General features: G+C 70.9%; 17 protein-coding genes. 15 read left to right on the top strand and 2 right to left on the bottom strand.

Features of this window, described 5'->3' with window-relative positions:
• The first annotated feature begins 23 nt into the window (after positions 1–23).
• From PLC66_RS07660 to PLC66_RS07590, 15 genes are all read left to right on the top strand, one after another.
• A complete protein-coding gene (locus tag PLC66_RS07660) occupies positions 24–563 on the top strand; it encodes a superoxide dismutase family protein (protein WP_324539025.1) in 540 nt (179 codons plus the stop codon).
• Positions 560–1,195: a hypothetical protein gene (locus PLC66_RS07655; RefSeq protein WP_324539023.1), complete on the top strand. Its 636-nt coding sequence runs from the start codon at positions 560–562 to the stop codon at positions 1,193–1,195. Before PLC66_RS07660 ends, PLC66_RS07655 begins: the two co-directional genes overlap by 4 nt.
• 27 nt (positions 1,196–1,222) lie before the next feature.
• A complete protein-coding gene (locus tag PLC66_RS07650) occupies positions 1,223–1,516 on the top strand; it encodes a hypothetical protein (RefSeq protein WP_324539021.1) in 294 nt (97 codons plus the stop codon).
• Positions 1,517–1,539: 23 nt separating this feature from the next.
• Positions 1,540–2,043, top strand: coding sequence for a Na+/H+ antiporter subunit E (locus PLC66_RS07645; RefSeq protein ID WP_324539019.1), 504 nt, complete (start codon positions 1,540–1,542; stop codon positions 2,041–2,043).
• Positions 2,040–2,438, top strand: a complete 399-nt coding sequence (locus PLC66_RS07640) for a monovalent cation/H+ antiporter complex subunit F (protein WP_324539017.1) — start codon at positions 2,040–2,042, stop codon at positions 2,436–2,438. The genes PLC66_RS07645 and PLC66_RS07640 overlap by 4 nt, the downstream gene beginning before the upstream one ends.
• Positions 2,435–2,767 (top strand): monovalent cation/H(+) antiporter subunit G, encoded by a 333-nt coding sequence (gene mnhG / locus PLC66_RS07635; RefSeq protein WP_324539015.1) that lies wholly within the window; start codon positions 2,435–2,437, stop codon positions 2,765–2,767. The genes PLC66_RS07640 and mnhG overlap by 4 nt, the downstream gene beginning before the upstream one ends.
• Positions 2,764–3,096 (top strand): Na(+)/H(+) antiporter subunit B, encoded by a 333-nt coding sequence (locus PLC66_RS07630; RefSeq protein ID WP_324539013.1) that lies wholly within the window; start codon positions 2,764–2,766, stop codon positions 3,094–3,096. Before mnhG ends, PLC66_RS07630 begins: the two co-directional genes overlap by 4 nt.
• Positions 3,093–3,809 (top strand): hydrogen gas-evolving membrane-bound hydrogenase subunit E, encoded by a 717-nt coding sequence (gene mbhE, locus PLC66_RS07625; RefSeq protein WP_324539011.1) that lies wholly within the window; start codon positions 3,093–3,095, stop codon positions 3,807–3,809. The genes PLC66_RS07630 and mbhE overlap by 4 nt, the downstream gene beginning before the upstream one ends.
• Entirely contained in the window at positions 3,806–4,117 is a 312-nt protein-coding gene (locus PLC66_RS07620) for an NADH-quinone oxidoreductase subunit K (protein ID WP_324539009.1), read from the top strand. Before mbhE ends, PLC66_RS07620 begins: the two co-directional genes overlap by 4 nt.
• Positions 4,114–5,649, top strand: a complete 1,536-nt coding sequence (locus PLC66_RS07615) for a complex I subunit 5 family protein (RefSeq protein ID WP_324539007.1) — start codon at positions 4,114–4,116, stop codon at positions 5,647–5,649. Before PLC66_RS07620 ends, PLC66_RS07615 begins: the two co-directional genes overlap by 4 nt.
• Positions 5,646–7,142: a complex I subunit 5 family protein gene (locus PLC66_RS07610; RefSeq protein ID WP_324539005.1), complete on the top strand. Its 1,497-nt coding sequence runs from the start codon at positions 5,646–5,648 to the stop codon at positions 7,140–7,142. The genes PLC66_RS07615 and PLC66_RS07610 overlap by 4 nt, the downstream gene beginning before the upstream one ends.
• Positions 7,143–7,173: 31 nt before the next feature.
• On the top strand, positions 7,174–8,970 hold the full coding sequence (locus tag PLC66_RS07605; RefSeq protein WP_324539003.1) for a complex I subunit 5 family protein: 1,797 nt from the start codon (positions 7,174–7,176) through the stop codon (positions 8,968–8,970).
• A 123-nt stretch (positions 8,971–9,093) separates the two neighbouring features.
• Complete coding sequence (locus tag PLC66_RS07600; RefSeq protein WP_324539001.1) at positions 9,094–10,272, top strand: multidrug effflux MFS transporter; 1,179 nt, start codon at positions 9,094–9,096, stop codon at positions 10,270–10,272.
• Positions 10,273–10,484: 212 nt separating this feature from the next.
• The gene (locus tag PLC66_RS07595; protein ID WP_324538999.1) at positions 10,485–11,042 is read left to right on the top strand and encodes a Uma2 family endonuclease; all 558 of its coding nucleotides are present in this window, start codon (positions 10,485–10,487) and stop codon (positions 11,040–11,042) included.
• 67 nt (positions 11,043–11,109) lie between these two features.
• A complete protein-coding gene (locus PLC66_RS07590) occupies positions 11,110–11,271 on the top strand; it encodes a Uma2 family endonuclease (RefSeq protein ID WP_324538997.1) in 162 nt (53 codons plus the stop codon).
• Between the two features lie 264 nt (positions 11,272–11,535).
• Here the strand turns inward: PLC66_RS07590 and PLC66_RS07585 are convergent, their stop codons facing one another.
• Positions 11,536–11,853: a CcdB family protein gene (locus PLC66_RS07585; protein WP_324538995.1), complete on the bottom strand. Its 318-nt coding sequence runs from the start codon at positions 11,851–11,853 to the stop codon at positions 11,536–11,538.
• A complete protein-coding gene (locus PLC66_RS07580) occupies positions 11,853–12,128 on the bottom strand; it encodes a type II toxin-antitoxin system CcdA family antitoxin (protein WP_324538993.1) in 276 nt (91 codons plus the stop codon). The genes PLC66_RS07585 and PLC66_RS07580 overlap by 1 nt, the downstream gene beginning before the upstream one ends.
• Positions 12,129–12,259: the final 131 nt, after the last annotated feature.

Raw genomic sequence — 12,259 nt, 5'->3', positions numbered from 1 at the left:
ACACATCAAGAGGAGACAAACCCATGCGCCACCGCCCTGCCCTCGCCCTGAGCCTTTTCACCGTCGCGCTTGCCGCCTTCGCCACGCCGGCCGCCGCGACCGAGCGCGCCAGCGCCGAAATCATCGACCGCGACGGCAAGGCCGTCGGCACCGCCACCCTCACCGAAGGCCCGCACGGCGTGCTCATCCACGTCGTCGCCAAGGGCCTGCCGCCCGGGCCGAAGGCCATCCACATCCACAGCGTCGGCACCTGCGAGGACCCCGACAAGGGCTTCGTCGCCTCCAAGGGCCACCTCAACCCCGCCGCCAAGCCCCACGGCCTGATGAACCCCGAGGGCCCCGACGCGGGCGACCTGCCCAACCTGTTCGTGCATGCGGACGGCTCGGTCGAGGCCGAGTTCTTCACCACGCTGGCCAGCCTCGGCGGTGCCGGCCAGCGTCCGACCATCCTCGACGAGGACGGTGCCGCGCTGGTGATCCACGAGAACCGTGACGACCACCTGACGCAGCCGATCGGCGGCGCCGGCCCGCGCTTCTTCTGCGGCGTGATCAAGGCCCAGTGAAGCAAGCCCGCGCCCGCAGCCCGCTCGGCTGCACCGCACTCGCCCGCCACGCGCTGCTGCTCGGCGCCTGGCTGGGCGGAGCATTGGGCGCGCAGGCAGGCGAGCCTGTTCCGGCCGATCCCTGGAGCATCGCCCAGATCACCGCCGCGCCCCTGCAGGCCAACGGGATCGGCCCGCTGATCCTCGGCGCCCGCCTGACCGAAGCCGCCCGCCGTACCCTGCCGCTCGACCCCGCTGCGGCGCAGATCGGCACCGGCTGTGACGATCGCGACCAGGTCAGCGTGGTACTGCAGGTGGAGAACCACGTGCTGACGGTGATGGCAATGGCCGGCGCCGACGGGCGGATCGACGAGGTCTTCGCGCTGCCGGTCGAGGGCGCACGGCGTCTGGACAGCGCCGAGGCCTGCCAGGCCCATGGCGAACGTTTCGCCCAGGCACTGTCTCACCGCCTGGGCGCGGCCACAGCGCAAGAGATGGAACGCAAGCCGGTGTCGGACGAATTCCGCTTCCGCTTCGAAGGCGGCGCACGAGTAGTCGCCCGCTGGTTCGCAGGCGGCCGCAGCTGCGACCTGCTGCTTCAGTTCGGCGATCGTGGCAAGGGCGCCGGACAAGGCCCCCCGCCCCGCTCCTGACCACATCGACATGCGGAGACCCGGTCCATGGACGCAGAGCGCAAGCCGAAGATGCAGATTTTCCAGGACGAGGTGAAGCTCGCCCATACGAAGCACTGGGACATGGACATGATGAGCCGCGCCGAGCTCGAGGCCTACATGGCCGCGCAGGCGTCGCCTGGCGCACCGTCGTCAGCTGCGCAGCGGTCTGCCGCCGAGCCGTCCACCGCCGAGCCGTCCGCCGACATCCACCGCCCTCCGGCTGGCAGCGCGATCGTTTCCGGCGGGCAAGCCCTGACTGCGTGGCAGCGCTTCCTTCGGCTACTCTCCCGGGAGTCCTGAACGACACGCCCCCTCCATTGCCGATGCCCGACTCGCTGCAGGCCTTCAGCTTTCGTGCCCTCGCCCTGCTCCTGCTGTGGTGGATGCTGAGCGGCGGCGCGGGCTGGTTGTTTGGCACAGCCGCAGCGGCGCTGGCGGCTGCGCTGAGCCTGCGCCTGACGCCACCGGCGGCCCATCGGCTGCGCGCGCGCCGCCTCCCCGCCTTCGTCGCCTTCTTCCTGCTGCAATCCCTGCGCGCCGGCTGGGACGTGGCGCGGCGCACCCTGCATCCGGCCCTGCCGCTCGACCCCGGCCTGCTCAGCGTGGCGCCGAGGCTCCCAGAGGGCGCGCCAGGCTGGTGGTTGATGCTGGTCATCAGCCTGTTGCCGGGCACACTGAGCGTGCAGCGCCGGGGGTCCAGCCTCGAGATTCACTGCCTGGACGCCGGGCTGGATGTCGAGTCGGACGTGCGCCATGCCGAGGCCCAGATCGCCCGCCTGTTCGGGATCGAGCTCGCAGCGGACCCAACCGCAGCGGTGCGGCAATGAAGGCCATGCTCACCCTGGACACCCTGCTCGAAGCCTTCGCCCTGCTGCTACTGCTGTCGCTGGTGCTCGGCCTGCTGCGCATCTGGCAGGGTCCCGGTTTTGCCGATCGCATGCTCGCCGCGCAACTGCTGGGCACCACCGGGGTGGCGATGCTGCTTCTGCTCGCCGACCCGCTCGGGCTGCCGGCGCTGCGCGACGTGGCGCTGGTGCTCGCCCTGCTCGCGGTGCTGGCGGTGCTCGCCTTCGTCGCCCGTGTGTGGGATCCCGACGAACGGCCTCAGGACGACGGCGCTGGCGCGCACGACGCGAAACCGGTAAGCCCCGCGGACGGAGTCAGCGCGAGGCCGACACGGCAAACGGGCCGTTCAGGCGAGGCCAGCGGGAGGCGCGGATGACGCTCATCACCCTCCTGCAGGGCCTGCTGATCGGTGCCGGGGTGGCCTTCTTCGTGGTCGGCTCGATCGGCGTGCTGCGCTTTCCCGACGTGTATACCCGCATCCACGCCCTCACCAAGGCGGATAACCTCGGCCTCGGCCTGGTCGTGCTCGGCCTGCTGCCCGGCGCGGAATCCGTCGCCGCCGCGCTGAAGCTGCTGCTGGTGTGGATCCTGGCCCTGCTCGCCAGCGCCTGCTCGGGTTACCTGGTGGCGCGCGCGGCGCGCCGGCGCGGCATCGCCCCCTGGCAGCGCGCGCCCAGCGCCCGCCCTACGGAGGACGGGCGGTGACGGGCGGATTCGATGTCGTGCTCGGCCTGGCGCTGCTCGCCACCGCCGTCGGCACGCTCGCCTCGCGCGAGCTGTTTCGCGCCATCGTCATGTTCATCGTGTTCGGCCTGTTGATGGCGCTGGCCTGGGTGCGGCTGCAGGCGCCCGACATCGCGCTCGCCGAGGCGGCGATCGGCGCCGGGCTGACCGGCGTGCTGCTGCTCGACACCCTGGGCTACCTGCGCCGCCGTTTCGAGCGCCCGCGCACCCAGGACACGATACCAACCGGAAAGGGCGGGCGTGGCAATCAAGACCGTCAGGGCCAGCAAGGCGAAGGGGGCGGCTCATGAAGCCGCGCCTCTCCACCCTGCTCGCGGCGATCGCCAGCCTGATCGTCACCGCCGCGCTGGCGTTCGCGGTGCTGGAGCGTCCCGCCCCGGCCGAGAACCTGCCGCAGCGCGTCAGCCAGCACATCGACGAGGCCGGCGCTGCCCACCCGATCACCGCGGTGCTGCTCGATTTCCGCAGCGTCGACACCTTGCTCGAGGTGGCGGTCTTGCTGGTCGCCGTGGTGGTCGCACTCGCGTTGCGCGAAGCCCAGCCCGACGGCCCCGACCGCATGGGCCTGGACAACCCCTTGCTGCGCGCGGTGATGAGCTGGCTGCTGCCGCTGCTGCTGCTAGTGTCGGCCTACCTGCTGTGGGCCGGCGCCACGCGCCCGGGCGGCGCCTTCCAGGCCGGCGCCGTGCTCGCGGCGGCGGGCGTGCTGCTGCGCCTGGCGGGGGTGCGCCTGGGCGGCTTCGCGGGCACGGCAGGCGCGACCCGGCTGCGCCTGCTGCTGGTGCTCGGGCCGGCGGTGTTCGTCGCGGTCGGCATCGGCACGCAGCTCGGCGGTCGTGCCTTCCTCGACTATCCGCCTGCCCTCGCGGGCGGCCTGATCCTCGTCATCGAGCTCGCGCTCACGCTGTCGATCGCGCTCGCCCTGCTGTCCTTGTTCCGCCTCGCGCCGCCGCAATCCGACGTCGAGCACCTAGGCGAGCGGCGGCGGAGGCCGCGCCAATGAGTGCCGAACTGGCCAGCGGTGCCGCCTTCTACGCCTGGCTCGGCGTGCTGCTGTGCGGGCTGGGCCTGTTCGCCTTCGTCGTCCATCGCCACCTGCTGCGCCGGCTGCTAGCCTTCAACATCATGGGCAGCGGCAGCTTCCTGCTGCTGGTCGGGCTGGCGCAGGACGGCCGCGGGCCGGACCCGGTGCCGCAAGCGCTGGTGCTCACCGGCATCGTGGTCGCGGTCGCCTCCACCGCACTGGCGCTGGTGATCTTTCGCCGCTGGCACCGCGTCAGCGGCGAGAGCACGCTGCCGGAGGACGTATGAACCTGCTGCCCGCGCTGGTGATGGGGCCGCTGTGCGTGGCGCTGGCGACCGTGCTGCTGCCGCTGCGCTGGCGCGGACCGGTGGGGGTGGCGCTTGCACTGCTGGTGACCGCCGCGGCCATCAGCCTGCTGGTCGAGGTGGTCGGCGCCGGGCCGCAGACGCACGCACTCGGCGGCTGGGCGGCCCCCCTCGGCATTGCGCTGAGGGCCGATGGGCTGGCCGCCGGCATGGTGGTGCTGAGCGCCGCGATCGCCCTGCCCTGTGCGCTGCACGCCGCCCTCGGCCTGCGCGGCACGGGCACGGAGGACGGCTTCTGGCCGCTGTTCTGGTTTCTATGGGCGGCGTTGAACGGCATCTGGTTGTCGGCCGACCTGTTCAACCTCTATGTGGGGCTGGAGTTGCTCGGCCTCGCCGCGGTCGGGCTGGTCGCGCTGAAGAGCTCGGCCACCGCGCTCGCCGCGGCGATGCGCTACCTGCTGGCGGCCCTGCTCGGTTCGCTCGCCTACCTGATCGGTGTCGCCCTGCTGTATGCCGCCTGGGGCAGCCTCGCGCTCGCCGATCTCGAGCGTTTCATCACCGCCCTCGGCCCGGCCGCCCTGCAGGAGGCGGCTGGCGGCGGCGCCTCCCGCCCGCTCGGGACCCACGCCACCACCGTGGTCGCGCTCACCCTGATGACCGTCGGCCTGCTGCTCAAGACCGCGCTGTTTCCGCTGCACGGCTGGCTGCCGCCGGCCCACGGCGGGGCCCTGCCGCCGGTCAGCGCGCTGCTGTCGGCGCTGGTCATCAAGGCCTCGCTCTACATCCTGATCCGCCTGTGGCTGACCCTCGGCCCCGACCTGACCCCGCTCGCGCTCGGCTGGCTGCTCGGCGCGCTGGGCGCCGCCGCGGTGTTCTGGGGCGGCTGGATGGCCTTGCGCCAGGCGCGGCTCAAGCACCTGGTCGCCTATTCCACGGTGGCGCAGATCGGCTACCTGTTCCTGTTCTTCCCGCTCTTCGGCGTGGCCAGCGCGGAGGCCGCCCGCCTGGCCTGGGATGGCACGCTGCTGATGCTGGTCGCGCATGCGCTGGCCAAGGCCGGCATGTTCCTCGCCGCCGGCAACCTGGTGCTGGCGGTGGGCAGCCCGCAGATCGCCGACCTGACCGGCATCAGCCGCTTCCGGCCGCTGTCGCTGATGAGCTTCGGCCTGGCCGGCGTTAGTTTGATGGGCCTGCCGCCGAGCGCGGGCTTCACTGCCAAGTGGCTGCTGCTGCAGAGCGCGCTGGCAAGCGGGCAATGGGTGTGGATCGGGGTACTCGTCGGCGGCGGCCTGCTCAGTGCGGCCTACGTGTTCCGCGTGTTTGCCCACGCCTTCGTCGAGGGCCCGGCACGCGACCGTTTCGCCTCGCCGCCACTCGGGCTGGAGCTGTCGGCGCTGTTGCTGGGCAGCGCCAGCGTCGTGCTCGGCCTCGCCGCGCAGGCGCCGCTCGACTGGCTGCGGGTCGGCAATGCCCTCGCCGGAGGCGTACCAGGCCTCGCCGGTGGTGCGCCATGAACGCCAACGCCCTGCTGCCGCTGGCCGTGATCGGCACCTCGCTGCTGGCCGCGCTCAGCATCTTCCTGCTCGCCGAGCACCGCCACCGCCTGCGCAGCGGGTTCAACCTCGCCGCCGCGTTGCTCAAGCTCGGGCTGGTGGTGTGGATGGCGCTCGGGGTGCTGGAAGGCGAGCGCTTCGAGCTGCGCTACAGCCTGGTGGAGGGCGTCGCCTTCGTGCTCCGTGCCGATGCGCTGGGCATCATGTTCACCGGCCTGTCCTCGGTGCTGTGGCTGTTCACCACGATCTACGCCATCGGCTACCTCGAGAACGCGCCCAACCGCAGCCGCTTCTTCGGCTTCTTCAGCCTGTGCGTGGCCAGCACGGTGGGCATCGCGCTCGCCGGCAATCTGTTCACCTTCTTCCTGTTCTACGAGCTGCTGACGCTGTCGACCTATCCGCTGGTCGTGCATCGCGGCACCGAGAAGGCGCTCGCCGCCGGGCGGATCTATCTGATCTACACCCTCGGCGGCGGTGCCGTGCTGCTGCTCGGCATCGCCTGGCTGCATGCCCTGGCCGGGGACGTGGCGTTCGGCGCCGGCGCGACCCTGGCGGCGCTCGAGACAGCCTCGCATCCGCAACTCATCCTGATCTTCGTGCTGCTGGTCGCCGGCCTGGGCGTGAAGGCGGCGCTGTTTCCGCTGCACGGCTGGCTGCCCACCGCGATGGTGGCGCCCGCGCCGGTGAGCGCGCTGCTGCATGCGGTGGCGGTGGTAAAAGCCGGCGCCTTCGGCATCGTGCGCGTGGTGTACGACGTGTTCGGCATCGAGCTCGCCTGGCAGCTCGGCCTGCTCGGGCCGCTCGCGGCGCTGGCCTGCTTCACCATCCTGTATGGCTCGCTGCGCGCCCTGGCGCAGACCGACCTCAAGCGCCGGCTGGCGTTCTCGACGGTGAGCCAGGTGTCCTACATCGTGCTCGGCATCTCGCTGTTCGGCCCGCTCGGCACCGCCGGCGGGCTGGTGCATCTGCTGCACCAGGGGCTCATGAAGATCACGCTGTTCTTCTGCGCCGGCAATTACGCCGAGACCCTGGGCGTGCACCGGGTGGACGAGCTCGACGGCGCCGGGCGCTGCATGCCCGCCACCAGCATCGCCTTCACCATCGGCGCCTTCGGCATGATCGGCGTGCCGCCGCTGGCGGGCTTCGTCACCAAGTGGTATCTGGGCCTCGGCGCACTCGAGGCCGGCATGGGCTGGGTCATCGCGGTGCTGGTGGCGAGCAGCCTGCTCAACGCCGCGTACTTCCTGCCCATCCTGCACCGCATCTGGTTCCGGCCGCAGCGCGGGCCGTGGCCGGACGAGCGCTTCCAGCACTGTCACGACACCCATCCGCTGTTGCTCGCGCCCGCCCTGGCGACGGCCGCCTTCAGCGTCATCGCTGGCCTCTTCGCCAGCCTGCCCTACTCGCCGCTGTACTGGGCGGAGGTGGTGGTCGGGCGGGAGTACCTGCCATGAAGCGCGCGGCGATTGCCCCGGAGGCCCGCTGATGGAGCGCGCCATCGACGCCTTCGGCCTGGTGCTGGTGCCGGCGCTGCCGCTGGCGATGATGCTCGCCTGGTGCGTGCCGGGCTGGCGCTGCCGCATCGAGTGCTGGACGCCGTGGGCGGCACTGCCCGCCCTGCTGCTGGCGCTGAGCGGCGCGCAGGGGGTGAGCGTGCGGCTGGACGCCATGCTGTTCGGCACCGTGCTGGCGCTGGACGACGTGAGCCGGGTGTTCCTCGCCTTCACCGCGCTGCTGTGGCTGGGCGCGGGCTTCTACAGCCGCGGCACACTGGCCGGCGACGAACGCGCGAGCGCCTTCCGCCTGTTGTGGCTGGCGACCATGGCGGGCAACTTCGGCCTCATCCTCGCCCGCGACCTGGCAAGCTTCTACGCCAGCTTCGCGCTGATGAGCTTTGCCGCCTACGGCCTGGTGATCCACGACCGCAGCCGCGCGGCGCTGCACGCCGGGCGGGTGTATCTGGCGATGGCAGTGATCGGCGAGGGGCTCATCATCGCCGGCCTGCTGCTCGCAGCCGGCGCCAGCACTGCGCCGCAGGCGCCGCTGCTGGCCGATCTGCCCGCAGCCATCGCCGCCTCGGCGAGCCGCGACCTCACCATCGCCTGCCTCATCGCCGGCTTCGGCATCAAGGCCGGCCTGCCGCTGCTGCACATGTGGCTGCCGCTGGCGCACCCGGTGGCGCCGGTGCCGGCGAGCGCGGTGCTGTCGGGGGCGATGATCAAGGCCGGGCTGCTGGGCTGGCTCAACACGCTGCCGCTTGGCCTGCTGGCCTTGCCGCAGTGGGGCGGCGCGCTGATTACGGTGGGCTTCGTCGCCGCCTTCGGTGCCGCCGCCATCGGCATCCATCAGCGCAAACCCAAGACCGTGCTCGCCTATTCGAGCATCAGCCAGATGGGGCTGATCACCGTCGGCGTCGGCGCCGGCCTGCACCAGCCCGCGCTGTGGCCGGCGCTGGCGCCGGCGATTGCGCTGTATGCGCTGCACCACGGCCTGGCCAAGGGCGCGCTGTTCCTCGGGGTGGGCATCGCGCCGGCGCTGGCGGGCCTGCAGGGCGGGCGCCGACGCGCGCTGTGGCTGGCGCTCGCGCTGCCCGGCCTCGCCCTGTCCGGGCCGATGGTGAGCGGCGCCGCGGCCAAGATCAGCCTCAAGAGCGCGCTCGCGGCGGGCATCGTCACGCCGTCGTGGTGGCAGCACCTGCCGCTGGTGCTGAGCCTGGCCGCGGTCGGCACCACCGCGCTGATCGCGCGCTACCTGTGGCTGCTCGCGCACAGCCTGCGAGAGGGCGCCGCGCACCAGCCCGACGACCACCCTCACCCCGCCCCCGTTGCCGCTCAGTGGCTGGGCTGGGGGCTGGTGCTGGGGGCCAGCGTCGGCGGGCTGATCCTGCTGCCCTGGGTGCCGGTGCCGGCGGGCTTTCCGCCCGACCCGGCCTACCTGCCGGACCTGCTGTGGCCAGTGCTGCTCGGTGGCGTGCTCGCGGTGTGGGCCGCGCGCCGCCTGAGGGTGTGGCCGCTGCCGGCGGGCGATGTGCTCGTGCCCCTGCTCGGACTGCTGCGCGCCCTCGCCGAACAGGGTCGCCGGATAGGCTGCCAGGCGGCCGAAGTCGCCGCACACCTGAAACGGCAGTGCACGCCAGCCCGTGAAGCAGGGGCCGAGGCGATCGCGCCGCCGCCGGCCAACCCGCTGGAGCTGGCGCTGCGCCGGCACGCGGCGCTGCTGTTCGCACTGCTGGCGGCAGGCGGCTTGGTGCTGATCGTGGCGCTCTCAGGGGCAGCGCGGTAAGCATCACGACTGCAGATCACCGCCCGACGCGAACCTGGTCGTGCCGAGAGCATCAGCTTGCGCAAGGATCGAGTCTGTTAGTATCTCGAGATTCACAAGGCTTATCGACACTCCACGCCCGCCATGTCTGCCCCGCTCGTCATCCTGATCCTGTCGCTGCTGCTCGGCCTGCAGCCGATCACCACCGACCTCTACCTGCCCGCCCTGCCCGCGCTCACCGCCAGCTTCGGTGCCGTGCCCGCCCAGACCCAGTTGACGCTGACGGCGCTGCTGCTCGCCTTTGGCGCCTCGCAACTATTCTGGGGGCCGCTTTCCGACCGCGTCGGACGGCGCAAGGTGCTGCTGATCGGCCTCGTCGGCTATACCCTGGCCGCCATCGGCAGCGCGCTCGCCACCTCGATCGAGCTGCTGGTGTTCTGGCGCGTGCTGCAGGGGGCCTTCATGGGCGCGGGCACGGTGTGCGCGCGGGCCATCGTGCGCGACCTGTACACGCCGCAGGAAGGCGCTCGGGCGATGAGCAAGGGGCTCTCCGGCCTGGGCGTGGCCGCCTGCGTGAGCCCACCGCTCGGCGGCCTGCTCGCCGAGTGGTTCGGCTGGCGCGCCACGCTGCTAGCGCTCACCGTGATGGGGGCCGCCACCCTGTTCGTCGTCGCCCGCCACTTCCAGGAAACCCTGCACGAACGCCACCCCGAAGCGCTGCAGGCCGCGGTGCTCTTGCGCACCGCGCGCGGCATCGTCGGCAACGCCAGCTTCTGGACCTACGCCGCGCTGTGCACCGCCTCGTTCGGTGGCCTGTTCTGCTTCCTGTCGGCCTCGTCCTTCGTCTTCATCAACCTGCACGGCACCTCGCCGAGCTTCTACGGCGTGCTACTGCTCCTGCTGTCGGCCTTCTACATCGTGGGCACCATGCTGTGCCGGCGCATGATCCTGCACCTCGGCGTGCAGCGCAGCGTGATGATAGGCGGCGCGCTGTCGCTCACCGGCGGCGGCCTGATGCTGGCGCTGGCGCTCGCCGGCGTGAATACCGTGTGGGCCATCATGATGCCGGCCTTCGTCTTCATGCTCGGACACGGCGTGCATCAACCCTGCGGCCAGAGCGGCGCCATCGCCCCCTTCCCGAAGGCCGCCGGCGCCGCCTCGGCGCTCACCGGCTTCCTGATGATGCTGGTCGCCTTCGGCGCCGCCTACGGGGTGGGCGCCCTGATGGACGGCAGCGCCATGCCGATGATCGTCGGCATTGCCTTGTGCAGCGCCCTCGTCGCCTTCATCGCCTGGGTGCCGGTGCAGCACGTGCGGCTGTGACTCAAGGGCGACCACCGCTTGGCGGTCGCCCCACGCCGGGGGCGACGCAGCCGTCGCGGCTCGCACCTTATCGCTAACCGCCTCGGCTTGCGGCGCGCGCCCGAACCCTGCTGCATGGCGCGCCGTGCATCGGGTCCCGTGCATGCCGGCGTGCGGGCTCATCCCCGGGACTATAATTCGACGCAGACTTCATCTGCCCGGACGAGGACACCATGGCCCTGCCCCAGCCCGCCGCCCCCTTCACCGCCGCAGACTACCTGCAGTGGGAAGCAGCGCAGCCCGACAAGCACGAATACGTGCGCGGCGAAACCTTCGCCATGGGCGGTGCCAGCCGGCGGCATGTGACCATCGCACTGAACGTCGCCTCCGCTCTCGACGACGTCCTCGAAGGCACGCCCTGCCGCGCCTATATGGCCGACATGAAGGTCCAGGCCGCCGAGGACGAGGCGTATTTCTACCCCGACGTCCTCGTCACCTGCGACCCCGCGGACCACCGCGCCGACCAGTTCATGCGCGCACCCACGCTGATCGTCGAGGTGCTCTCGCCGGCCACCGCCGCCTACGACCGCGGCGAGAAGTTCTCTGCCTACCGCCGCCTCGCGTCGCTGCAGGACTTCGTCCTCATCGACCCCGACCTGCGCCGCATCGAGCACTACCGACGCCAGGGCGAGCGCTGGGAGTTGCAGGATATCGCCCCCGAACAAGCGCTGGAGTTGCAGAGCCTCGACGTCACCATCCCCTGGCAGCGCGTGTTCCGCAACGCGGACTGAGCCGCCCCCGACCGCGCCGCGCAAGACCGAGGCCCGCGCGAGCCACCCGGAAGACGAGAGAGAGACGATGCGGACACAACTGGTCGACAGCCCGGCGCTCATCATCGAAGTGCTCTCGCCCACCACCGAGGGCATCGACCGCCGCGAAAAGCTTCGCGCCTACCGTACGCTCCCCAGTCTCAAGGAGTACGCAATGGTCAGCCAGGACGAATGCAAGGTCGACCTCTAGCGCCGCCGCGGCGACATCGGCTGGGACATCATCACCTTCGAGCCCGGTGACGCGGTCGAATTCGCGAGTGTGGAGCTGCAGATGCCGATCGCGGATGTGTACTTCGAGGCCGGCGTGGAGTGCTCGGCGTAGCCTGCTCCCCTGGCAAGGCCCAACCCACCTACGGCCGCCGCGCGACACCGCCGGCGGTCGTGGCGTGTTTCAGGCCCGAAGCCGCCAGCGCCGCAGCAGGCGACAAGCGGCCGCTTGCTCGCCCTCTCGAGGTCAGTAGCCCTGGAACAGAAAATCCAATGCCGCGGTGATCTGCTCCTGCGCGTGAGCGAGCGAAGTCACGGGCGACTTCAACACCCGCAGCGGCACAGCGCCCATCTTTGGCGTTTCCATAAGGCAGTCCTCTCCCTCGATGGTCAATACCGGCGTCAGGCGGGCAGGCAACCTGATCTTTGGGAAGTGCTTGAGACTGCGCAAGGGAATCACCACCCGGCTGTCCAGGCCGTCGAGCAGATCGCTTTGCACATCCAGCAGGTAGGGCGTCGTGTCGGCGTGCCTCCCGGTGTTGGCATAGACGTCGAAACGCGCCATCAGAAACTTCTCCACGCGTCGAGCGGCAAGCCTTCCGCCTCGATGGTCGCATTGTAGGCAGCGATGAAATCAGCATGATCCTCGCGCCACTTGCGCGCCTGCTCGCGGCGGACCACCTCGCGCAGGTAGGCATCGCAGACCTGGGAGATGTTGATGTCGAGTTGCTTGGCCGCCTCCAGAACGTCGCTGCTCAGGCTCAGGTTTATCGCGCGCTTACCAGATGGACCGGTGTGCATGCGTTGGGTGCTTCGTGTGGCTGGCATCGCGACCTCCATGCGCATTCGTTTGTGCGCATAGACTATGCCTACATGCCGTTCTCAGTCCATAGCTCAAAGCACGAGGTCGTGGCCTGCCCTCTGGGTCAAGATAGTTGTCGCCTCGATAGAATCTGAAACCCGAGGGCGAT

Source organism: Thauera sp. (genome assembly GCF_035444905.1).
In the GTDB taxonomy this organism is placed as follows: domain Bacteria; phylum Pseudomonadota; class Gammaproteobacteria; order Burkholderiales; family Rhodocyclaceae; genus Thauera.
This window is presented reverse-complemented; position numbering and strand designations above follow the sequence as displayed.